22 protein-coding genes are annotated in these 21593 nt (G+C 53.7%); 15 read left to right on the forward strand and 7 right to left on the reverse strand.

Translation table 11 applies throughout. From position 1 onward, the window contains the following. The first annotated feature begins 233 nt into the window (after positions 1–233). On the forward strand, positions 234–1145 hold the full coding sequence (locus BFQ00_RS16085) for a LysR substrate-binding domain-containing protein (RefSeq protein ID WP_065934093.1): 912 nt from the start codon (positions 234–236) through the stop codon (positions 1143–1145). Positions 1146–1266: 121 nt separating this feature from the next. On the opposite strand, the gene argE is transcribed toward BFQ00_RS16085, so the two are convergent. Genes argE through BFQ00_RS16105 form a run of 4 tightly spaced genes read right to left on the reverse strand, consistent with a single transcriptional unit; the run spans position 1267 to position 4861 of the window. Further along, positions 1267–2412 (reverse strand): acetylornithine deacetylase, encoded by a 1146-nt coding sequence (argE, locus tag BFQ00_RS16090; RefSeq protein ID WP_065934094.1) that lies wholly within the window; start codon positions 2410–2412, stop codon positions 1267–1269. Continuing rightward, the gene (locus BFQ00_RS16095; protein ID WP_065934095.1) at positions 2409–3086 is read right to left on the reverse strand and encodes a DUF1028 domain-containing protein; all 678 of its coding nucleotides are present in this window, start codon (positions 3084–3086) and stop codon (positions 2409–2411) included. Before BFQ00_RS16095 ends, argE begins: the two co-directional genes overlap by 4 nt. Before the next feature lie 10 nt (positions 3087–3096). Continuing rightward, positions 3097–3507 (reverse strand): RidA family protein, encoded by a 411-nt coding sequence (locus BFQ00_RS16100; RefSeq protein WP_065884765.1) that lies wholly within the window; start codon positions 3505–3507, stop codon positions 3097–3099. A gap of 22 nt (positions 3508–3529) precedes the next feature. After that, positions 3530–4861 (reverse strand): flavin-containing monooxygenase, encoded by a 1332-nt coding sequence (locus BFQ00_RS16105; RefSeq protein ID WP_371914199.1) that lies wholly within the window; start codon positions 4859–4861, stop codon positions 3530–3532. Positions 4862–5408: 547 nt separating this feature from the next. Between BFQ00_RS16105 and BFQ00_RS30070 the strand changes: the two genes are divergently transcribed. From BFQ00_RS30070 to BFQ00_RS28245, 11 genes are read left to right on the forward strand one after another with little or no spacing between them, the layout of a single operon-like run. Beyond that, positions 5409–5540 (forward strand): hypothetical protein, encoded by a 132-nt coding sequence (locus BFQ00_RS30070; RefSeq protein WP_256536533.1) that lies wholly within the window; start codon positions 5409–5411, stop codon positions 5538–5540. 59 nt (positions 5541–5599) lie between these two features. Then, on the forward strand, positions 5600–6139 hold the full coding sequence (locus tag BFQ00_RS16110; RefSeq protein WP_065934097.1) for a GNAT family N-acetyltransferase: 540 nt from the start codon (positions 5600–5602) through the stop codon (positions 6137–6139). Between the two features lie 19 nt (positions 6140–6158). Next, entirely contained in the window at positions 6159–7304 is a 1146-nt protein-coding gene (locus BFQ00_RS28225) for a ThiF family adenylyltransferase (protein ID WP_083227381.1), read from the forward strand. Continuing rightward, a complete protein-coding gene (locus BFQ00_RS16115; protein ID WP_065934098.1) occupies positions 7286–7915 on the forward strand; it encodes a DUF6445 family protein in 630 nt (209 codons plus the stop codon). The genes BFQ00_RS28225 and BFQ00_RS16115 overlap by 19 nt, the downstream gene beginning before the upstream one ends. A 14-nt stretch (positions 7916–7929) precedes the next feature. Continuing rightward, positions 7930–8196: a MoaD/ThiS family protein gene (locus BFQ00_RS16120; protein ID WP_065934099.1), complete on the forward strand. Its 267-nt coding sequence runs from the start codon at positions 7930–7932 to the stop codon at positions 8194–8196. 1 nt (position 8197) lies between these two features. Continuing rightward, complete coding sequence (locus tag BFQ00_RS16125; RefSeq protein WP_065934100.1) at positions 8198–8779, forward strand: hypothetical protein; 582 nt, start codon at positions 8198–8200, stop codon at positions 8777–8779. Then, positions 8780–9616 carry a multinuclear nonheme iron-dependent oxidase gene (locus BFQ00_RS16130; RefSeq protein WP_083227382.1) on the forward strand — a complete coding sequence of 279 codons (837 nt, stop codon included), beginning with the start codon at positions 8780–8782 and terminating at the stop codon, positions 9614–9616. It abuts the gene before it with no gap. A gap of 36 nt (positions 9617–9652) precedes the next feature. Next, positions 9653–12682, forward strand: a complete 3030-nt coding sequence (locus BFQ00_RS28230; protein WP_165386142.1) for a carbamoyltransferase C-terminal domain-containing protein — start codon at positions 9653–9655, stop codon at positions 12680–12682. A 6-nt stretch (positions 12683–12688) separates the two neighbouring features. Next, positions 12689–13873: a YcaO-like family protein gene (locus tag BFQ00_RS28235; protein ID WP_083227384.1), complete on the forward strand. Its 1185-nt coding sequence runs from the start codon at positions 12689–12691 to the stop codon at positions 13871–13873. Next, positions 13851–14537 carry a TfuA-like protein gene (locus BFQ00_RS28240; RefSeq protein ID WP_165386143.1) on the forward strand — a complete coding sequence of 229 codons (687 nt, stop codon included), beginning with the start codon at positions 13851–13853 and terminating at the stop codon, positions 14535–14537. Before BFQ00_RS28235 ends, BFQ00_RS28240 begins: the two co-directional genes overlap by 23 nt. Continuing rightward, complete coding sequence (locus BFQ00_RS28245; protein ID WP_083227386.1) at positions 14530–15858, forward strand: MFS transporter; 1329 nt, start codon at positions 14530–14532, stop codon at positions 15856–15858. Before BFQ00_RS28240 ends, BFQ00_RS28245 begins: the two co-directional genes overlap by 8 nt. 161 nt (positions 15859–16019) lie before the next feature. On the opposite strand, the gene BFQ00_RS16140 is transcribed toward BFQ00_RS28245, so the two are convergent. Beyond that, positions 16020–16622 carry a LuxR C-terminal-related transcriptional regulator gene (locus BFQ00_RS16140; protein WP_065884763.1) on the reverse strand — a complete coding sequence of 201 codons (603 nt, stop codon included), beginning with the start codon at positions 16620–16622 and terminating at the stop codon, positions 16020–16022. A gap of 112 nt (positions 16623–16734) precedes the next feature. Between BFQ00_RS16140 and BFQ00_RS16145 the strand changes: the two genes are divergently transcribed. After that, positions 16735–18348, forward strand: coding sequence for an ATP-binding response regulator (locus BFQ00_RS16145; RefSeq protein WP_065934103.1), 1614 nt, complete (start codon positions 16735–16737; stop codon positions 18346–18348). On the opposite strand, the gene BFQ00_RS16150 is transcribed toward BFQ00_RS16145, so the two are convergent. Next, the gene (locus BFQ00_RS16150; RefSeq protein ID WP_065884761.1) at positions 18338–18673 is read right to left on the reverse strand and encodes a hypothetical protein; all 336 of its coding nucleotides are present in this window, start codon (positions 18671–18673) and stop codon (positions 18338–18340) included. The genes BFQ00_RS16145 and BFQ00_RS16150 overlap by 11 nt on opposite strands. Before the next feature lie 176 nt (positions 18674–18849). Here BFQ00_RS16150 and BFQ00_RS16155 point away from each other — a divergent pair, with 176 nt between their 5' ends. Continuing rightward, the gene (locus BFQ00_RS16155) at positions 18850–19332 is read left to right on the forward strand and encodes a GNAT family N-acetyltransferase (protein ID WP_065884760.1); all 483 of its coding nucleotides are present in this window, start codon (positions 18850–18852) and stop codon (positions 19330–19332) included. 53 nt (positions 19333–19385) lie between these two features. Here the strand turns inward: BFQ00_RS16155 and BFQ00_RS16160 are convergent, their stop codons facing one another. Further along, positions 19386–20204, reverse strand: a complete 819-nt coding sequence (locus BFQ00_RS16160) for an alpha/beta fold hydrolase (protein ID WP_065934104.1) — start codon at positions 20202–20204, stop codon at positions 19386–19388. Between the two features lie 172 nt (positions 20205–20376). Here BFQ00_RS16160 and BFQ00_RS16165 point away from each other — a divergent pair, with 172 nt between their 5' ends. Then, a complete protein-coding gene (locus tag BFQ00_RS16165; RefSeq protein WP_065934109.1) occupies positions 20377–21444 on the forward strand; it encodes an NAD(P)-dependent alcohol dehydrogenase in 1068 nt (355 codons plus the stop codon). The last annotated feature ends 149 nt before the right edge of the window (positions 21445–21593 follow it).

A 21593-nucleotide genomic window follows, 5' to 3' on the forward strand; every position in this document is an offset into this window, starting at 1 on the left:
GGTGAGTACGTGGACGTACTTCGCTGTGCGCAGCAACGGCGGCGCTTTGTTGTTGCAGCGATCATCTGCAATGGACACGGGGAGGTAAATTAGTAAGTTTGTTGCTACAGACCTTAAAAAAAGTATCTCGCGGTGATTTTTGCTCCGGTATGTTGCATGGGCTCGGATCGATAAAAAAAGCCGGCTTTTCCTGCACTGGTCTGGGGCAGAACACCCTGTTTTTCGGAGGCCCGATGGCTGCCTACAACCTGCGCCAACTCAGATATTTCGTCACCACGGCCGAATGCGGCAGCGTCGCCGAGGCGTCGCGCAAGCTGTATATCGCGCAGCCGTCGGTTTCCACGGCGATCAAGCAGTTGGAAGACAGTTTCGGCGTGCAGTTGTTTATCCGGCATCACGCCCAGGGCGTGTCCCTGACCCCCAGCGGCGCGCGGTTCTATCGCAAGGCGCTGGAGCTGTTGCGCGTGGCCCATGAGTTCGAACAGAACGCCTTGGCCGACAATGATGTGGTGGCCGGGCAGATCGATATCGGCTGCTTTGAAACCGTGGCGCCGCTGTACCTGCCGCGCCTGATCGCCGGTTTCAAGGCGCGTTGGCCGGGAGTGGAGATCCGTATTCGCGATGGTGAGCAACAGGAGCTGGTACAGGCGCTGACCGCCGGCACCATCGATGTGGCGATGCTGTTCGAGCACGACCTGGGCGGCTCCATCGAAACCACGCCGCTGATGCCGCCGCAGCAGCCGTACGCGTTGTTGCCGGCCGATCATCGCTTTGCCCGGCAGGCCAAAGTGTCGTTGGCGGACCTGGTACTGGAACCGATGATCCTGCTGGACGTGCTGCCCAGTCGGACCTACTTCGTGAGCATCTTTGAAGAACGCGGGTTGACGCCGAATATCGTGTTCAGCTCGCCGTCCATCGAGATGGTGCGCGGGATGGTGGGGCGTGGGTTCGGGTTTTCGATCCTGGTGACCAAGCCGTTCAGCGAGTACACCTATGATGGGCAGCAGGTGGTGTGTATTCCGTTGGTGGAAACCGTCACCGGCTCCGGGTTGTCGGCCGTCTGGCTCAAGCGCGCACCGCTGACCAAACCGGTGCAGTTGTTCGTCGATTACTGCCGCAAAGAACTGGCGCGATTACTCGGGTAAAAACACAGGGTCCAATGTGGGAGGGGGCTTGCCCCCGATTACGGTGGATCAGCTACAGATAAGTTGACTGATACACCGCTATCGGGGGCAAGCCCCCTCCCACATTTGATTTGTAGTGCATTCAGAGGCGGATGGCGTCGAGCATCCGCTGCAACATCGCATCGCAACCCTTGAGCTGTTCCAGGCTGACAAATTCATCCGGCTTGTGCCCCTGGTCCATGCTCCCCGGCCCGCACACCACGGTGGGGATGCCGACTGCATCAAACAGCCCGCCCTCGGTGCCAAACGCCACGGTGCCGAACGCCTTGGAACCGGAAAACGCCGCAATCAGCTCGGCGGCCTGGCTGCGCTCATCGGTGGCCAAGCCCGGGTAGGCCGACAACTCGGTGAACCGGATCGAACTCTGCCGGCTCACGGCCTGCATGCGCGGCAGTACCTCTTGCATGGCGTAGGCTTGCAACGCCTCGGCCACTTCACCCGGGTCCGTCGAGGGCAGGGCACGTACTTCAAAATCAAACCGGCAATCGGCCGGCACGATATTCAGGGCCTTGCCGCCGCTGATCACTCCGGTCTGCACGGTGCTGAACGGCGGATCGAAGCGCGGGTCCTGGCGTGCGCGCAAGCGTTGGCCGATACGCCCCAGTTCGCCGATCAACTCGGCGGCATGCTCGATCGCATTCACACCGGACGGTGCATACGCTGAGTGACACGCCTCGCCATGCACCTCGCAGCGCATCGCCAGCTTGCCCTTGTGGCCGAGCACGGGTTTGAGCTCGGTCGGCTCGCCGATAATGCACAGCAACGGTTTTACCGGCCGTTGTTCCAGCACGCCAAGCAGCGAACGCACGCCGAGGCAGCCGACTTCTTCGTCGTAGGACAGGGCGATGTGCACCGGCAGGCGCAACGGCGCCTCGATCAGTTCCGGCACCAGCGCCAGCACGCAGGCGATATAGCCCTTCATGTCGGCGGTGCCACGGCCATACAGCTTGCCGTCACGCTCGGTCAGTTGAAACGCAGGCAGGGTCCAGGGCTGCCCATCCACCGGCACCACGTCGGTGTGCCCCGACAGCACAATGCCGGGCAGTTCCACCGGGCCGATGCTGGCGAACAGGTTAGCCTTGCTGCGCGATTCGTTGTAGATCAACTCACTGGCCACGCCGAAGCCCGCCAGGTAATCGCGCACAAATTCGATCAACTGCAGGTTGGATTCGCGGCTGGTGGTGTCGAACCCCACAAGGTTCTGCAGCAGTTCGCGGCTGCGGCTCATCGCTCGTCCCCGGCCACGCCGTAGCCCGGCGAGCGGTCGGGGGCGAGCGCGCGGTCGATGTAGTCCTGCACTTGCGGGCGGTAGGCGTCCCAGAGTGTTTGCAGTTCGTCGATGGGCGCTTCATCGGCCCAATCCACGCGCAAGTTGATGATCGGCCAGGTCAGCTCGCCCACCACCACCAGCGCAGCCGAATGCACTGGACCTGCTTCGCCGCCAGCGGCGATGGCGGCATGCATGGCCGCCAGCAAGCGGTCGGCCAACTGGCCTTCGCCGTGCTCGAAAGCCTGGACCATTGCTTCGATCACCCCCCGGTCAGCGAGCATATTGCCCGCCGCTACGCACTGTTCGCCCGACACGGCGTTGTGGGTGCCCAGGGTTTCGCTGCCGCTGAAATGCACGCTGCGGCCCAGGTGATCGATCGCGGTCAATTGCCGATATTGGCTGTAGCCGTTGCGCGTCAAGGCGGTGTCGATGGCATCGGCAGGCGTGAGGCCTTGTTCGAGCAAATCGAGCACGTCGGGGCCGAGGGCCGGCAATGTGATGTTTTGCGTAGCGACCGCGCCCACACCGGGGCGCAGCCATGGGCAGCGGGCGCCCACGGCGATGCTCGATGAGCTGATGGCAATGCCCAACTGGCCGGTTTCCGCGCAGCGGCCGACGATTGAAAAGGTCATGGGTGGCTCCTTATTCGGGAATGACCGCGATCACGTCGATTTCCATCAGCCACTGCGGCTGGCCCAGGGCCGAGACCACCAGCCCGGTGGAGATCGGGAACACGCCCTTGAGCCACTTGCCGACTTCCTGATACACCGGTTCGCGGTAGCGCGGGTCGATCAGGTAGGTGGTGGTCTTGACGATATGCGACAGATCCGAGCCCGCCTCCTCAAGCAGCTGCTTGACGTTTTTCATCGCCTGTTCGGCCTGGGCCCGCGGGTCACCAAGGCCCACCAGTTGGCCTTCGAAATCCGTGCCCACCTGGCCACGCACATACACGGTGTTACCGGCGCGCACGGCCTGGCACAGGTCGTTGTCCAGGCTCTGATTGGGGTAGGTTTGCTTGGTGTTGAACATGCGAATACGGGTGTGAGTAGGCATTGTAAAAACTCCGGCAAGGGGATCAGGCGCTGACAGGGGACGGGCGAACCAGCGAGGCGGGCGCGCGGTACTCAAGGTATTGACGCTGGATGGCGATGTGGTCGGCCACGTACTTGGCGTCATGCCACACGCCCCAGATAAACGACGAGCCACGCCGTGACTGCCAGGGCAGCCCGAGGAAATAAATCCCGGCCTCGCTGGACACACCGCGCTGGTGCCGGGGCTTGCCGGCCGCATCGAACGCATCCACCTGGAGCCAGCTGTAGTCCACGGCAAACCCGGTGGCCCAGATGATCGAGGTGATGCCGGCCTGGGCCAGGTCCAGTTCCAGGATCGGCTGCTGGATGCAGTCGGCATCCGGGAACACGCGGCGGGCTTCGGGCTCCAGGGGCAGGTCGAGGCCGTTGCGCTCGATGTAGGCGTCGGCTGCATCCAGCAGGGCCAGGTAGTTCTCATCGCCACGGGCCAGGTTGTCCACCAGGTTGGCTTGGAACGTTGCCACGTTGCCATTGAAGGATTGAGTGAGGCCGACCAACGTCATGCCTTGCTGGGCCAGCTCACGAAAATCAATGGTCTTGCCGCCGTGGGCACCGCTGACGGCGATGGTCACGTGCTCACGGCCAGGTTTCATCGCCGCCTGGTCCCACTCGCCCAGTACCCCCAGCCACCAGCAGAAGTCGCGGTTGCGATAAGCGCGCGGCGGGCGGTCATGGGCGCCGACCGACAGGTACACCTGGCGACCGGCACGCTGCAATTCATCGGCAATCTGCACGCCGGAAGAACCGGCACCCACCACCAGCACAGCACCTGCCGGCAATTGCGCGGGGTTGCGATAGTCGGCGGAATGGATCTGGTGCAGCGCAGTGTCTTTTGGCGCGATGGCCGGGATCACCGGCTTCTGGAACGGCCCGGTGGCGGCCACCACGCGATTGGCTTCGATCACGCCTTCGCTGGTGTGCACGGTAAAGCCCGGGCGACCTTCGTTGCGCACCACCGACGTGACGTCCACGCCCGTGCGAATCGGCGCATTGAACTTGCGTGCATACGCTTCGAAGTAATCCGCCACGCGCTCCTTCGGCGCAAAGCCGTCGGGCGCCACATCATCGAATTCCAGACCCGGGAAACGGTCATGCCAGGCCGGCCCGTTGGCGACCAGCGAGTCCCAGCGCCCGGTACGCCAGCGCTCGGCGATGCGGCTGCGCTCGAGCACCAGGTGCGGCACGCCGTGCTTGCTCAGGTGCTCGCTCATGGCCACGCCGGCCTGGCCGGCGCCCACCACCAGGGTGTCTGTTTTTGTTATTGCTTGGGTCATGTGTCTGTCCTTGCGTAATGCAGTTGGATTCAGCTTGGGCATGACTTCAAGGCTAGGGGGAGGGTGGTTTTTAATAAAATATTATTAAGCTGGGAAGTGAGCATAAATATCGGATGCAGAGACGGGGACGGCACAATGGGATAGAGCTTGCTCGTAAATGCAGCGTGACAGCGAGAAGAAGTCGATGAGCATAAGCCGGTATATTTTATGCGGCAACCGCCAAGCTCGTGTCAAGTGAGACTGAGTCGCAATTAAAAATAGATTGCAAATACTATCTAAATTTTAAATATGATATGGATATCAACAGAGTTGAAGATCTGGTGCCCGGCTTATCAAATGGATTCGCTAAGAAAAAGCGCTTAGATTACAGTCATTGCAACTCCTTGAGCTTATGCAGTTTTTTCTAAGAGTTCTCGGTGAAGAAAGCAATTTGCCATCTCGAAAAGTGCGCTTTCTTCCATCGTCTGAAACAACAAAACTCGTACCGGAAGACAAGACGTGCCCTTGATCAATAGCATTTGACACTCATAGCGGTAGGGTCTATTACTTTCCATGCCATTTCGGCACATACACACTCAAGGAGTTAACTATGGACAGTCAACAAGCAACTCAACTTGAACTGGATGAACAGTTGGTCGAAGTAGATCTTCACGCAGAAGTTGACGATGAACTGGTGCTCGCTATCTCAGCTCCAACGTCAAACAAAGAATGGCAAGAGTAATATAGCTTTTGCTTAATCCCAAAGCTAGGGCGCCCTAGCTTTGGGTACAAGGATGAAGTATGAAAAGCACACATGAAACTTTTGAGAAGCTTACACTCGTCGATCAATTAGAAGTACGCCCGGCATCAATAGTCGAGTATTACACTCGCAACAAAGTTCATCTTGCACCCTCCATGCCGCTGCGTGGCGGCGAGTTTTATACTGAAGCGTTCTGGCAAAAACAAATGCTGAATTATAAGTTGTCATTGGACGCTGACAGAGAGTTGCGCTTTATGATGTTGGATGGCGACGCTGTCATTGGCAGTATCCATTACGATCAGATCATTAAGGGTCCCTTTCAGGCCTGCTATCTGGGTTATAGCATCGATAGAGAGTATCAGGGCAAAGGACTGATGCGAGAGGCATTGTTACAAACCATCAGTCAGACACTATCAACGTTCGGTTTGAATCGCATCATGGCAAATTATGAGCCGTCTAACCAACGAAGCGGTAGATTACTCAAGTCATTGGGTTTTGAGCGAGAGGGCTATGCGAGAAAGTACCTTAAGCTAAATGGCACTTGGAAAGATCATATATTGACAAGTTATATTTCAGACTAGATTTCACGTGAGGTCTTACATGGACGTTATGCGTGCGCAGGAAATAAAGAAAAGGCTAGAACGTCGAGTCAAGGAAGTTGATGCATCTACTGTGTTGGCCCTGCTGGCGCCTGATAGCAATGTCATTGATATACGTGAGGACGAAGAAGTTATTCATGGCATGATACCGGGCGCTAAACACGTTAAGCGTGGAGCCCTGGAATCCTGGCTGGAAGATCATGTGCGCGATGTGGAAGATATTATAGTTTTATACTGCGAGTCAGGCAAGCGCTCAGTATATGCTGTTAACGCGCTGATGAGTTTGGGCTATAAAGATGTATCTTCGCTGCGCGGCGGTATAAATAACTGGAAGGCCCTTGGGCTACCGATTGAACAGCCTTCGAGTTTAAATAAATGCGATTTCGCCCGATACGCTCGGCAAATGATGCTGCCCGAAGTCGGAATTCGAGGTCAGGAAAATCTGGCGGCTGCAAAGGTATTAGTCGTCGGAGCGGGGGGGCTTGGGTCGCCTTGCTTATATTACTTAGTCGCTGCAGGGGTTGGGACGGTAGGCATTGCAGATCACGACATTGTCGATCAGAGCAATCTTCATCGACAGATATTATACGATCAATATGATGTCGGCACACGTAAGGCCATTGCGGCAGAACGAAAAATCAAAAATCTGAATACTCATGTTAAGACTAATCTCTATATAGACGCCGTCACCGAAAATAACGCCGCCGACATAATTGCTTCTTATGATCTAGTCATAGACTGCACTGACAATTTTGCAGTTCGGTATGCATTAAGTGATGCCGCAGTTAAAGTAAATATCCCTATAGTGCATGGCGCCGTGCATCGCTTTCAAGGCACGGTTGGAGTCTTTAATTTGCCAGGTGGGCCGTGTTACCGCTGTGTTTATCCTGAACCTCCTCCCAAAGCCTTATCTCCGAGCTGTACTGACGCCGGCGTATTAGGTGTAACTCCGGGCGTTATAGGCGTACTCCAGGCAGCCGAGGCAATTAAGTTAATTCTGTCGCCAGGCGCCGGCCGACATCACGCCTTGTTGAGATATAGCGGTACGAGCATGTCTTTAACGTCGGTGGAAATCGCAGCCCGTCCAGACTGTCCTTGTCAGTTTAGTAAGAAGAATGAGGCACCGCAATGTCAAACACTTTTGTAGAAATACTCGATAATTTCTATCCTGACCCCTTAACTATCAGGAATCTAGCACTTTCGTTGGATTATTCCCCTAAGGCGGGTGCTAATTATCCTGGTGGCGAGGCTTATAGTGATACCGTTGATTGGGCGCCAGTTAAACAGCAGGTCTTCTCATGTGTGCAGAGTAAAAACGAAGAAAAGCCAATCCCCGGTAAAAATTTTCTACAAGGAAAATTCCGGCTTGCGAACAGTGCAGATAATGAAACCCGACCTGACGGGGTCCATCAAGACCAACAAAGATACTCGGCGGTTATTTACCTTTCTCGTAATCAAGACGTGTCCGGCGGGATAGGGCTGTATAAATGTAAAGGCAGCGGGGAGTTGGCGATGACGACCAAGTGGGTTCAGATGATATCGATCAGGTCAAATGCCGTGCCCGGCGATGAAGCGTTCACGGCTTATCTGAAATCCTACATGCGTGATTGGGACAACTGGCAGCAGATCGGAGAACTCCCTATGCAATTCAACAGAGCGATCATATTGATGTCCAGGTGTTTTCATGCGTCTACAGGCCTATTTGGCTCATCAAAAATTGACGGCCGCTTAACCCAGCATTTTGAATATTACATTTAGTTATAGGAGGGTGAATGGCCCATATCACACTGAGGTTGCCTGATACTGTCTCCTCTGAACCTGAACTGGAAATGAACGCAGAACACTATCAGGATATACCCGCGCAACTAAAAAGAATTGATCGCGGCACTTACGAAAATCTGTATATGGAGAGAGCTGGAAAAACCACGCTGAAGCCATTTGCAAGTGTGTTTATAAATAATAAATTATATTTTGAGTGCGCTGAGAGACTGAACGACGGGGACGTCGTTGAGATAACCATTGCCATCGCAGGAGGCTAAAGTGGATACAAAAAGACTGCAGGCGCAATATGTCAGGCTTCTGTATTCCGGAAATACAGCGGTTCTGGATGCCTCAGAAGAGGCGAATTATCTTCTCGCTCACCTTGATCACGCAAGGTTGGAAGTCGAACATAAAGCCAGAATCAGAAATTTGCGCACGACACTTCATGCAGATATGAAATTTCTGAATCGCTTCATAGATAAAGTTTCGTTATTAGAAGCGGTGGAATCCTATTGCGGTTCTGATGACTTCTGGAAACACCAGGGCCGGACGTTGCTTGAGGATTTTTGTTTGTTCTACTGCAACAATCATAGCCACGAGCCCAGATTGAGAATGCTGGCCGAGATAGAAGGCACCGTCTCCGGCATGTCGATTGGAAATGTTACGACGTCTCCTTGGGTTGGCCATCAACAAAAGATGCAAAACACCGTCGAGGTGTTGGCCGCACATTACATAAAAAATATAAAACAGTTGCAAACTACAACCAGCATAGATGACTTTTCACCCACGCCTGATGGCGGGTTTTTTGAGCTCACCAAGGATGCGAACTCTATACGGATCAAAATAATGGGGGGGGCTTAAATGAGCAATGTAGGCCTAGGCTTGGACTTTCAGCACTTGGGAAGCTACGGCGTTTCTTTTGAGAACTTGATTTCAGCCTGCGAAAGTTCGTTGTCCCATTACTCGATCGTAGCAATCACTAATTCAGAAGAAGCCAAACGATTTAAAAAGATGTCAAACGGTACTCCCTTGATACACCATTTTACCGGTGTGGCGCCTGGAGGAATAGAAGGTGTGAACCGACGGCAATTGGCCGTTCAATCAAAAATTTCAAGCATTCTCGAGGCCAAGTGGTGCCTGGAAGACTTGGGTATATGGAACATTGGCCCTTACAGCATACCTTATTTCGCACCACCGGTTTTATGCGCTGCCACACTAGAACGTACCATCCAGGAAATTAAGGTTCTACAAGCAGAATCAGCGCTTGAGTTTCTGCCAGAAGTCCCATCCTGCAGTTTTGTGGTCGGTGACATTGGCTTGGGCGTCTTTTTTACAAAAATAGTAGACGCATGCGGGTGCAATATAGTCTTGGATATCAGTCACGTGTTTTCTTATGCGATTTATTATGATATTTCACTGAAAGAAGCATTGATGAGTTTTCCGTTGAATGCCGTCAAGGAATTCCACGTGGCTGGTGGTTCTGTACATCCCGAACATAAATGGAGATACAGAGATACACACAGTGAACATATTGTTCCGGCTGTCCTGGAACTTATGGAGTTCGCCATTCCCTTGTGCTGCAATTTAAAAGCGATTACTTATGAGATCGGTATTGGCCTGCCCCTGGAGTTGCTGTCCGTGGAAATCAGAGCACTTAACGCGATATGTGAAAAAGTGGGGTTTGTTAAGGGTATTTAACTGACGTGCGGTTATACATTTGAAGGGATATCAATGATGAGCGAAGATAGCGGATGTCTTGAATATGACGCAAAATGTTTGGTTGCAATCTATGATGATGGCATCGCGGGCGTGGTTTCAACTGTAAACGTATCGGCCACGAGCGCCGACCACTCGGTAAAAGTTGCCAATGTCAAACTCCGTGACTCTAAAATAACGCTGCCCCTTGTGGCGAAAGTTTTGTCGGTGAGTTACACCGATTGTATGCGATCAGGCTATGACAAAATAAAAGAACGCCTCGTAAGTGAGTATGGCCAAGTTACCATCGAGGCACATGCCTACTCAGCGCCTGAAAGTGCTAAATTGGAAAAATTTCATAAGCAAATTAGAACGTATAGCCGCGACAAGAAACTTCGGAGTTTAATAATTTGTTCGCCTGGGCATACCCAAGGACAAATGCGCTTTCCTGCGACGGTCGTCGGCGTTCATTCTGTTGGTTTGATCACAAGCGATAATCAAATTATTGGAGAGGCGGCTAACGGGGAGCTAAAACCAACCTTTCTCGTACGTGATGAGCCCTTCGAGACTAACGACAAAAATGGCCATCCCCAAGTGTTTCGAGGCACGTCGGCTGCAGTGGGCTACGTAGCCGCCCTGGCGGCGGTTGCTTTTCAGAACCTGAACAATCGGGATGATGCAGTGAATTCGCTGTTTGCGGCATTGATCTTAATCTCGAGAAAGTATCACGGAAGTTATCTGATCGATAGCGAACGTTTGCTTCATGATTCGCTAAGTGTTATCGAGGTTCCTAAAAAAACCACAAGACGAAGAGTGCTTGATTTGAGTTTCGTCAAAGGGAAGGGGCGCGATGCGCGCTTGGCGGTAGTTGCACAGCATTCTAATACACATCATGGTTGGGCCCCTCGTGACATAGCGATATCGGCGACGTTGAACGGTGGATGTTCTAAAACAGAAAATAACGCTACGAATGTGTTCATTGATGGCAGTTTGGAAGGCCAGGAAATTAAAATTGAAATCACGCTTGAGGGCGTGTGTGATACTGTAAGTATAGTCGCAAGTGGCGGCACCGCTGTGCTCAAAAGTGAAACCAGCCATTTGGTAAAAGCGCTAGATGATTTGGTCATTGTTGGGCTTTCCGCAAGTCATGATGCATCAGCTTGCGTCATGATAAATGAAAAAATAGCGACGGCGGTACAATTGGAGCGGCTCTCGAGAGTTAAACGTGATGGTGCGGTGTTTCTTCAAGGTGATGATGCGATAGACTATTGTTTAAGTGCTAATGGATTGACATTGGAAGACGTAGATTATTTTGCGTATAACATACAATCATTAACACCCGAATATGTGGGCTTGGGCCAGCCTGTTTCCAAGGGATTGAATGCTTTCGATCCACTCGGTGCAAATGCCATTTACACCAGCCATCACCTTTGCCATGCATTTGCTGCGCTATCTGGATCCAGGTTTTCATACCCGACAGTCGTAGTCGCAGATGGCTCTGGCGGAGTGACTGTGGGTGAACATGACCTGATTATGAACGGTCCGGCGATGGCAGCGTATCTTCACAGGGGGCTGGGCGTAGATAACATCCGCCCGATGCTTCACACCTTTTCCGTGTACGAGTTTTCCCCGACAGGATATAAAATTACGCACAGAGAGTGTTCACCGTCGTTTAATACACGCAGCGGTAGCAGGAGTTTGGGGGAAACGTACGCTGCCGTTAGTCAATATATATTTGGGTCATGGCAAGCGTCTGGAAAACTAATGGGGTTGGCGCCTTATGGTAATCCGGAGGTTCATGGTAATTTAGTGTCAAAAAATGAACAAGGTATATATAACTTCGATTATCAGTGGAAACTGAATCATTCAAAAGTCATTGACCCTGATGCTTATAGGGAATGTGCTGATTTGGCCGCTTCGGTTCAAAAGGGTTTGGAGTGGTCACTTCAAAGTCGTTTTTCCTTATATGTTAAGGGCGATGCACCAATCGTATTCACTGGCGGCATCGCACTAAATTCTGTTGCCAACCATAAAATAAGAAAACAATTTCCAGCTCAAGATTTTTATTTCTTTCCAGCTCAGCATGATGCGGGAGTCTCAATAGGTGCTGCTGTGTCGGCTCACTTTCATATCACAGGAAAGATAATTAATGACGCATTTGACAATGACCATCTCGGATACCTGTACGGCCGAGGAGATGTCAGCAGGGCATTGAATAGGTATTCACATCTAATAAAATACAGACCTATACACACGGATGAAATCGCCAGAAAGTTGGCGGGCGGGGACGTGCTTGGCTTTTTTTCCTTGGAAAAAGGTAGTGAGTTTGGCCCCAGGGCACTGGGTGCGCGTTCAATTTTGGCTGATCCACGGCATTTGAAGACGTGGGCTTTTATAAATCGCTGGGTAAAATTCAGGGAAGATTTCCGTCCTTTTGCGCCCATGATTGCGAAGGAGCATGTGGGCCAGTATTTTGAGGGAGAGGGCGATTATCCATATATGTTGGAAGTCATTCATGTTCGACACGCCTACCGAGATCAACTATCAGCCATTACGCACGTGGATGGCACAGCCAGAGTACAAACAGTAGATAAAAGCGACAACGCGTCTTTACACCGCTTATTGATAAGTTTCATGAACGTTGCTGAGTTCCCTATTTTACTCAATACCTCATTCAACGTGAGAGGGCAGCCGATGGTTGAAACTCCGTGCCAGGCAATTGAAATGCTTTTAAGCACCCATCTTTCTGGTGTTGTCATGGGTGACTATTTATTGGAATTAAAAAATAGTGTTGAAACGCTGACAGGAGAGGATGTTCTAAATTTATCACCTGGGACAAAAATTGTTTCGGAGAGGACTTCGACCTCCCTCAAAAGAAAGATGATAGTCGGTCACCAGGGTAAAACTGTTGGAATACCAAATTCTCTATACAGGATACTCGAAAGCATAGACGGAGAGAGAAATATTGCTTCGCTTAGCGGCGGCGACGTATCAGCTTTAGAGCCTGAGGTATTGGAAAAGTTGAGCAGATTCGTAAGGCTTAAATATCTAAATGCGTCTGGAAGGTAGCACATCATGGAGGATTCGAACGTAGGCTTGATACCCTCTCGCTTGCTTGGCGCGAAGGAAGTGGTGGCAAAAGTAATGCCGCTTACCGGCTTATTGGGTATTTCTCGTATAACTGAGACAAACAGTTACGTAGATATTGGGGTCTCAATCGTCTCGGCCGTAAGACCGGGTATTAAACTTGAGCAAGTTTCTTCAACACAAGGCAAAGGGTTTAAGCTCAGTCAAGCCATCGCAGGTGCAATCGTAGAAGCACTCGAAAGGTATTGTGCGGCAAACATTGACCAGCGTTCACTATTTTCGGGTACAGGCAATTTAAGCCCGGAAGGCGATGCGTTGGGCCTGGAATTTGGATATGGACAGGATTTCTACCCTTCCAGATGGATCCGAGGGGTGGATTTATACAGCAATCTACCTGCATGGGTTCCCGCGCTGGAGGTGGCTTTTCCTTATAAACGGTGTGGTTCCGATCCTCCCTATATACGGCCGAACACATCGGGCCTAGCGGCGGGCGGAGATATCGTCGAAGCCAGTCTATTTGCCATGCTGGAGGTTTATGAACGTCATGTAACGTCTCTTTTTTATCGTCATGTGCGATCCGCGAACATCGGGGCTGTCATTGATCCTTGTAGCGTTGATGATGTCAAGTCCAGTGCCTTGTTAAACGATCTTCGCTCGAAAGGTTATGAACTGCTCATTTTCAGAGTTACGGCTATTTTTCCCACTTATTATGTGGCGGCATTAGACACGTTGGGTTTAGCGCCTAAATTCATGATTGCGGGGACAAGCACTGCGCTTTCAGAAGAAGACGCGTTAAATGGTGCGTTGTTGGAGTGTATACAAGGTCTGGTGACCGCCCTGTCAGGAGGTCGTGAAGATCTTGTCCGTTCCGCCCCCAAGTATGAAAAACAAGTGTATTCAAAAACTAATAATTTTTACAAAATTAGAGACCTATTAATTACCAAAAATGGATTAGAGAATTTTCCCCGGCAGCCATCGAAACCGGTAAGTTGCGAGTGGGCCCTGAAAAGAATCTTGAATTCGCTACAGGACATAATCAAGGGCCCGTGCGTCATGTGTGATCTTAGTCATGACACGCTACCACTGAAAGTTGTAAAAATTGTCGTGCCGGACTTAAATGACTTTCTGGTTAATCCTGGAAGAAAAACACATGCTGATTTCACCAAGGTATAAGCCCATTGTATTCGGCGGTCCATCGCTTGAGCTTGCAATGGAAAAATATGGAAAATATTTCGATTTTAGACCTCCTATACAACGCGGAGACCTTGAGGCGTTGGCAGGTGATAAACGGCGCTCCGGCTGTGTTCTAATTACAGATGGTGTATTTGGAAGTACCTTGAGTGTTAGCCCGGTTGAGTGTCTTCGCGTACTACAAAAAGGCTGGCTTTTGCTTGGGTCGTCCAGCATGGGCGCACTGAGGGCCGCCGACTGTAATAGCGCAGGCATGGTAGGCATTGGACATGTCTACATGGGGTATCAACTGGGTTACTATAAGTCTGATGCGGATGTTTCAGTCGTCTATGCGGGTGTGCCGAGTAAAGAGATAACGATATCCTATGTTCACGCAGACTACATAGGACGCATTCTTCAACGCTCGCAATCGCTGTCATCGGTCAATCACCGTAAATTTTTAAGCTTCCTCAGGCGAACGCCCTGGTATGACCGGAACAGGAAAAGTGTAGCGTCGGAATTTTCTATCGCGCATGGGAAGGGGGAGCTCGCTGAAGTTTTTTTGGATATGAGTCATGACGCGAGTTGCCACCCAAAAAAGCTGGATGCTTTATTAGCGTGTGATTACATGTGGGGTTTATATAAAAAAAGGGGGCTGCATGAGTGATTTAACACGTACGGTGGGATACCTGCAGAATATTTCCAAGGGGAATGAGTCTGCCGCCGCTCAAATAGCTCATTTGATTATAGGCGTTTTTGGAGGGTTGCCCCCTTATGCCGTTTCTCTTAGGGTCACGATTGCGTTTTATGTATCCTGCATACTGGAAGTTCCAAGTGGTGTGGTGGCTGACATCATAGGGCACGCGCGATCCATGGTGTATGCGTGCATATTTTATTCTATGGCTTGCGTTTTTATCGTCGTGGCTGTCGTGGCATCGAGTGATGATTTCAGTTTAATAATGGTGGTCATAAGTAGTGTGCTTTCCGCGTTGGGTGGGGCGCTTTCTTCCGGGTCATTTCAAGCTTTATTACAAGATTTAATTGATAGGGAAGCTCTTTCCATACCTGCCGTAGAACGCACGAGTTTCAAAATTAGGACACTTTCTCTTTCTCAAGGTCATGGCGCATATTTTGCGTCTTTTTTTCCAGTGGTCGTAATGGCGATTCTGTTTTTTTGGGCCAGGTATTGGGAGGGAGAAGAATATATATTGTTTTTGCCAGCCGTAGCATTTCTCGGTTTTGCTATGTATTTTCAGAGCTTGGTGCCGGATCAGGGATACGTTCTTCAAAAAAATAGAGTCAGGGTGGCATGCGCGTCTTACATTGCAGAGTTAAAGCATCTTAAGTCATGGCTTATTAGCGGGGCACTTAATAAGCGCATCTATTTTTATGGGTTTTCATTGTTGATGGTTTTTTCAACACTGCTAATGATTCACGTACACACCTATCTTATGATTTCACAATTGCGCGAGGTCGATATTAGGGCGGTTGATGTCAAAGGCGGCGCAATAATTTTTCTGATGCTGGCCTCTTTTGATTTGGCGCATTTGGTAAAAGGCTGGCTCGTCCCGTTCTTGACGAGAAAATTCGCTGACATAGCGTTGCTTTTAATTTCCTATTTTAGCGTGGCGTCGCTGTCTTTTTTGGCATGGCTTGGCTGTTATTATGAATATCAATTGCTCTCTTTAATTGTTTTTGTTCTTTTTTTTCGTGCATTTCTTACGCTGGGTCAAAATATCATCCAGTCAACCGTTCTTGTGATGCTTCCGGAAAATAATCGTGCCACTGCTCTGAGTGCGATACAGGTAATTGTGATACTTGTTTATGCTTCTTATTCTCTCTACTTGACATTTGTAGGTATTGAAAGCCCTCCGGAAATACTCATGGAGGTACTGGTGCTTAGTATGTGCTGCCTGTTAGTTGCTCTGACTGTGTATGTTTGCTGTGGTCAATTTAATTTCAAGGATTTAGCGGGTGACTCGGTATGATATGCAGTTGTTTTTCTGATTTCATCCGGCATTAATGTGCCACTGGTATTTGCTCCATTGACGGTGCACCCAGGCATTCTATAAATACAAAGTCCCGCACCCGTCCGGATATTGATCTGCATCAATCGCAACTCTCGTTGAGGCATGCGTCACGCAGACGCCTAGAACTCCCCGGAGTATTTCACCGCCGCCGCCGCCCGCGTCGTCACCTTCAAGCTGCGCAGCAACGACGACACATGAATGCGCACGGTAAACGGTGAAATATCCAGGGCCTTGGCGATTTCCTTGTTGGTCTTGCCCTGGGCAATCAGGCGCAGCACGTCCTGCTGGCGCGGGGTGAGCGTATGGGTGTCCAGCGGCAGCAGGCCGGAGGGGGCGAACCTGACCAGCACTTCACCGTCGCGGATCGCCAGCAGCGCGTGGCCGATTTCGTCGGGGGCGATGTTCTTGCCGATAAAACCGTCGACGCCCAGGGCCATGACCTGTTCGATCAGCGCCGGATCATCCACCATCGAGACCACGATCAACGTGGTACGCCGCAGTTGCCGGCGCAGGTCGGCGAGCTGGCTGATGCAGGTCAGGCCGGGAAAGCGCAGGTCGAGGATCAGGGTGTCGATGTCGCCTGGGTCGAGCAGCAACCCATGCACCGCGTCCAGGTCCCCGGCTTCCTGTACCCGGGCCTCGGGCAGCAGGCGCTGCACGGTGCGCGCCATGGCTTCGCGAAACATCGGATGGTCGTCGGCGATAATAATCCGGCCGGTCATGGTGAGCTCCTTGCTGGGCATGGCTGTGTGCAGGCATGCTGTTTTATTATCGGGCCCAATGCCCGCCTCGCTCGTACAAAGGGCCAGGGCTATGACAACAAGGACGTAACCCATGGGGCTCGAGACCAACTCCGAACTCGACCAGGCGAACCTGCGCATTGTGGTGGCAACCATCGCCATTGTGTATATAGGCGTGCTGGGCTTTTTGCCCGGGCACTCGCTGGACACTTACTGGCCGGTGCTCCTGTATATCGTCCTGTTCCTGCTGGCGTCCATTGCCTTGCGCCAGGTGATCGCGCGTTGGCCCGGGCATTACCCGGCGCGGCGGATTTTCGGCATGCTCCACGACTATACCGGCACTTCGTTTGGACTGGTGGTGGGCGGTGAGGCTGCGTTGCCGCTGTATGCGGTGATGGTGTGGGTCAACCTGGGCAACGGCATGCGCTATGGGTCGCGCTACCTGGCGATTGCCACGGGGCTGGCGTTGTTGGCACTGTTGATGGTGTACCAGCTCACGCCGTGGTGGCAGGCACAGCCGTTCATGGTGCTGATGCTGATGATCACCAGCACGGTGATCCCGATCTACGCGCATATCCTGCTGGAGCGTACGCGCAAGGCCTCCGAACAAGCCATCGCCGCCAACCTGGAAAAGTCCCGTTTTCTCGCCCAGGCCAGCCATGACCTGCGCCAGCCGATCCACTCCATCGGCCTGTTCACCGCCTGCCTGCGCGAAGCCCGCCTGGGCGATGACGAACGGCGGCTGGTGGACAATATCGATCGCTCGCTGCTCAACGTGTCGCAGTTGTTCCGTTCCATTCTCGACCTCTACACCCTGGACAACGGGCGTCTGCTGCCCAAATACCAAGTGATCCATCTGGGCGATTTTCTCGCCGACCTGGTACGCCAGAACGCCGAAGCCGCACGCTGGGCGGGCGTGGAGTTGCGCTTGCGACCGTGCGCCCACTGGGTGCTGGTGGATCCGGGGATGCTGGCGACCATGGTGCAAAACCTGCTCTCCAATTGCTTCAAGTATGGCGCGCAACGGCCAGTGCTGATCGGTGTGCGTATTCGCGATAACCGCTTGGTAATAGAGGTGCATGACCAGGGCCGGGGGATTGCAGGGGAGCATCTGGCGAAGGTCTTCGAAGAGTTCTATCGCGTGCGCCAACTGCGCGACAAGGACGTCGAAGGCGTCGGCCTGGGGTTGTCCATCGTCAAGCGCCTGGGGCAATTGATGGGGCTGCAGGTGAGCCTGCGCTCGCGGGTAGGCCGGGGCACGTCGGTAAGTCTGCATGGCCTGGCCCCGGCCCCTGCGCCGGCTCAACCGGTATCGCGTGACGATGCACGCCAGGCCGGCCTGCTCAGCGGTTTGAAAGTGTGCCTGGTCGAAGATGACCACAATGTGCTGCTGGCCACCCGGGCCCTGCTCGAACGCTGGGGCTGCGAGGTGCAGGCCGAGTCCACGGGGCAGGGCCTGGTCAGCAACTGCGACATCATCGTCGCCGACTATGACCTGGGCAACCACGCCACCGGCATCGAATGCATCGACCACTTGCGCCGGCAACGCGGCTGGGCGGTGCCGGCGCTGATCCTCACCGGGCACGACGTGGAGAAAATCCAGGCTGCGTTGCACGACCGTCAGATCGCCATTCTGTCCAAACCGGTGCGCCCTGCAGAACTGCGCGGCGCCTTGCGTGAGCTCAGCCAGGAAAAAACTATTGTGTGAACGGCGTCAACCCATTGCCCCGCGCACCCTTGGGCATGCAATAGGCCGCGGGTTTCATCAGGCCAAAGCTGGCAATCGCAAACGCGCCGCCGCTGGCACCGCTGGGCACCGAGCAGTTGTACTCGCCGGAGGCGGTGTTGACCACGTAGTAGGTGGTCATGGAGTCGCTGCGTACATTGGAGATGCGTTTGACCGGTTCGCCCAGGTTGGTCTCCGAGAGTTTCTTGAGATGGTCTTCGGTGGGTTTGATATTGCTGCAACCGGCAACGCTGATGATCAGGGCACCGAGCAGGGCAAGGCGCGTCACAGGGGAGGGGAGTTTCATAATGCTTCTTCCTTGGGATTGTTTTGGTTTTTCCAGCGCGCAACGACCCCTCGCGCATTGAGTGCGCGGTGTTGGCTGAGCGTTGGAAGTGCCGGGGAATATAGCGCCGGGGGAAGCGCGGGTCGATTAGCACACATGGGCTAATGGCATATTGAAATCAAGGAAGGGAGAAGGCTGTGTTGCAGATAAAACGAGCTACGCCAGAGGATGCCGACAGCGCGTTTGAGATTCGTCGTGAGGCTATTCTCGGACAATGCATCGGCGCCTACACCGCAGAACAAATGGCGCTCTGGACGCGTGGCAGTGCGAGCGATGGTTACAGCGTGCTGATGGAAAAACGCTTCTACCTGGGCTGTGTGAACGGCGAGCCAGTCGCCACCGGCATGCTCGATCTTGCCAACAATGAAGTCGGCGCCTTGTTTGTACGCCCCGCATTCACCGGGCGGGGGTATGGCAACGCAATGCTCGACCACCTGGAGACGGTCGCGCGTCATCTCGCCGTTGAAGAGGTGGTATTGGATGCGACGCTCAATGCGGTGAGTTTCTACAGGGCGTGCGGCTATGTGGGGGATGAGCAGGCGGTGTATCACTCGCCGTCGGGGTTGGTGTTGGCGTGTGTGCCGATGGTCAAGCGCCTGCGGCTGATGAGTGAGTCTTGAACCAAATGTGGGAGGGGGCTCTTCCTCATCGAGAGCCCCCTCCCACAGGGATTTCAGCGGTTCAGGAACGCCAGCAGGTCTTCATTGAGTTGTTGGGTATGGGTAGCGGCAAACCCGTGGGGCGCGTCCTTGTACACCTTCAGTTGCGCGCCCTTGATCATCTCGGCCGCGACCTTGCCGGTGGTTTCGAACGGCACGACCTGGTCACCGTCACCGTGGATGACCAGGGTCGGCACGTCGATGCTGGCCATGTCCGGGCGGAAGTCGGTCTGCGAGAACGCGGTCACGCAGTCCACGGTGGATTTGAGCGAGGCCTGCAGGGCGATCTGCAGGGTCTGGGTGAGCACACCGTCCGAGACTTTCTGGCCCTTGTTGAGGCCGAAGAATGGCGTGTTGAAATCGCTGATGAACTGCGCGCGATCCTTCAGCAGGCCGGCCTTGATGCCATCGAATACGTCGTCGGGCATGCCCTGTGGGTAGTCGTCCTTCTGGCCGAAGATCGGCGTCACGGCGCCGAGCAGCACCAGGCCGGCGACCCGTGCGCTGCCATGGCGCGCGATGTAGCGGGCCACATCGCCGCCGCCCATGGAGAAGCCCACCAGGGTCACGTCCTTGAGGTCCAGGTGTTCGATCAATTGGGCGATATCGTCAGCGAAGGTGTCGTAGTCGTTGCAGGTCCACGGCTGGTCCGAGCGACCAAAGCCCCGGCGGTCGAACGCGAGGGTGCGAAAGCCACGGCTGCTCAGGTATTCCATCTGGTATTCCCACATGTCGGCATCCAGCGGCCAGCCGTGGCTGAACAACACGGGCTTGCCGCTGCCCCAATCCTTGAAATAGATCCGGGTACCGTCTTTGGCAACGAATGTGCTCATCTGAAACTCCTTTGTCTGCATGAAAACAGTGAGTTGAAAATCCGCATGGGCTTACGTCTCGAAAGCTTGCACCAAACGCCGCCGCGCGGCTTGTATGGACGTGCTCGGTTGAACGTTTCAGCGGCCAGGCGTGTCCACCGAACTCTTCCGTCAGATCATACAGGTGAACGAAATGGCCAGGACTTACAGCTACGCCGCTCGGGACTCCAAGGATTCGCTCAAGCCCTTTACCTTCGAGCGCCGCGCCCCCGGCGCGGATGACGTACAGATCGACATCCTGTATTGCGGCGTGTGCCATTCCGACGTGCACACCGCCCGCAACGAGTGGAACAACACCCTTTATCCTTCGGTACCCGGCCATGAAATTGTCGGCCGTGTGACGGCGGTCGGCGCCAATGTGAAGACATTCAAGGTGGGTGACCTGGCCGGTGTCGGCTGCATGGTCGACAGCTGCCAGCAATGCGCCTCCTGTGCCGAGGGCGAGGAGCAATATTGCGAGAATGGCTTCACCGGCACCTATAACGGGCCGCTGTTCGGCGGCGAAAACACCTACGGTGGCTATTCCGACAACATCGTGGTCAAGGCGCAGTTCGTGCTGCGCATTTCCCACGACGACACTAACCTGGCGGCAGTGGCTCCGTTGCTGTGTGCCGGGATTACCACTTATTCGCCGCTGCACCACTGGAAGGTCGGCCCGGGTAAAAAAGTCGGGGTGGTCGGCCTCGGCGGGCTTGGGCACATGGCGGTGAAGATTGCCCATGCCATGGGGGCTCATGTGACGCTGTTCACCACTTCACCCAACAAGCGCGAAGACGGCCTGCGCCTGGGGGCCGATCAGGTGGTGGTGTCGAAGAACGCGGATGAAATGGCCAAGGTGGCCAACAGCCTGGACTTCATTCTCAACACCGTCGCTGCGCCGCATAACCTGGATGCCTTCATCAGCCTGCTCAAGCGCGACGGCACCATGACTCTGGTGGGGGCGCCTGACAGTCCGCACCCGTCGCCTGCGGTGTTCAACCTGATCTTCAAGCGCCGCAGCCTGGCGGGTTCGTTGATCGGGGGGATTCAGGAAACCCAGGAGATGCTCGATTTCTGTGCCAAGCACGGGATTGTTTCGGATATTGAGATGATCGATATTCAGGGGATCAATGAGGCGTATGAGCGGATGCTCAAGGGGGATGTGAAGTATCGGTTTGTGATTGATATGGAGAGTTTGAAAAAGGAGAGTCGTGTGGCTTGAGCGCAAGTGCGGCGGCCTTGGAACTGACCGGTATCTTTTGCCGATCCGAGGTCCAAATGTGGGAGGGGGCTTGCCCCCGATGGCGGCCTCTGGGCTGGCCAGTATCTTGGATCAGACCGAGTACATATCCATTATTTAGGTAACGGCCA

The organism is Pseudomonas sp. 28 E 9 (genome assembly GCF_900004785.1).
Taxonomy (GTDB): domain Bacteria; phylum Pseudomonadota; class Gammaproteobacteria; order Pseudomonadales; family Pseudomonadaceae; genus Aquipseudomonas; species Aquipseudomonas orientalis_A.

Bases quoted from the DNA above. Each gene is read 5' to 3' on its own strand.
- BFQ00_RS16085 (WP_065934093.1), top strand. From the start codon at position 234: ATGGCTGCCTACAACCTGCGCCAACTCAGATATTTCGTCACCACGGCC.
- argE (WP_065934094.1), bottom strand. From the start codon at position 2,412: ATGAGCCGCAGCCGCGAACTGCTGCAGAACCTTGTGGGGTTCGACACC.
- BFQ00_RS16095 (WP_065934095.1), bottom strand. From the start codon at position 3,086: ATGACCTTTTCAATCGTCGGCCGCTGCGCGGAAACCGGCCAGTTGGGC.
- BFQ00_RS16100 (WP_065884765.1), bottom strand. From the start codon at position 3,507: ATGCCTACTCACACCCGTATTCGCATGTTCAACACCAAGCAAACCTAC.
- BFQ00_RS16105 (WP_371914199.1), bottom strand. From the start codon at position 4,861: ATGCCCAAGCTGAATCCAACTGCATTACGCAAGGACAGACACATGACC.
- BFQ00_RS30070 (WP_256536533.1), top strand. From the start codon at position 5,409: ATGGACAGTCAACAAGCAACTCAACTTGAACTGGATGAACAGTTGGTC.
- BFQ00_RS16110 (WP_065934097.1), top strand. From the start codon at position 5,600: ATGAAAAGCACACATGAAACTTTTGAGAAGCTTACACTCGTCGATCAA.
- BFQ00_RS28225 (WP_083227381.1), top strand. From the start codon at position 6,159: ATGGACGTTATGCGTGCGCAGGAAATAAAGAAAAGGCTAGAACGTCGA.
- BFQ00_RS16115 (WP_065934098.1), top strand. From the start codon at position 7,286: ATGTCAAACACTTTTGTAGAAATACTCGATAATTTCTATCCTGACCCC.
- BFQ00_RS16120 (WP_065934099.1), top strand. From the start codon at position 7,930: ATGGCCCATATCACACTGAGGTTGCCTGATACTGTCTCCTCTGAACCT.
- BFQ00_RS16130 (WP_083227382.1), top strand. From the start codon at position 8,780: ATGAGCAATGTAGGCCTAGGCTTGGACTTTCAGCACTTGGGAAGCTAC.
- BFQ00_RS28230 (WP_165386142.1), top strand. From the start codon at position 9,653: ATGAGCGAAGATAGCGGATGTCTTGAATATGACGCAAAATGTTTGGTT.
- BFQ00_RS28235 (WP_083227384.1), top strand. From the start codon at position 12,689: ATGGAGGATTCGAACGTAGGCTTGATACCCTCTCGCTTGCTTGGCGCG.
- BFQ00_RS28240 (WP_165386143.1), top strand. From the start codon at position 13,851: ATGCTGATTTCACCAAGGTATAAGCCCATTGTATTCGGCGGTCCATCG.
- BFQ00_RS28245 (WP_083227386.1), top strand. From the start codon at position 14,530: ATGAGTGATTTAACACGTACGGTGGGATACCTGCAGAATATTTCCAAG.
- BFQ00_RS16140 (WP_065884763.1), bottom strand. From the start codon at position 16,622: ATGACCGGCCGGATTATTATCGCCGACGACCATCCGATGTTTCGCGAA.
- BFQ00_RS16145 (WP_065934103.1), top strand. From the start codon at position 16,735: ATGGGGCTCGAGACCAACTCCGAACTCGACCAGGCGAACCTGCGCATT.
- BFQ00_RS16150 (WP_065884761.1), bottom strand. From the start codon at position 18,673: ATGAAACTCCCCTCCCCTGTGACGCGCCTTGCCCTGCTCGGTGCCCTG.
- BFQ00_RS16160 (WP_065934104.1), bottom strand. From the start codon at position 20,204: ATGAGCACATTCGTTGCCAAAGACGGTACCCGGATCTATTTCAAGGAT.
- BFQ00_RS16165 (WP_065934109.1), top strand. From the start codon at position 20,377: ATGGCCAGGACTTACAGCTACGCCGCTCGGGACTCCAAGGATTCGCTC.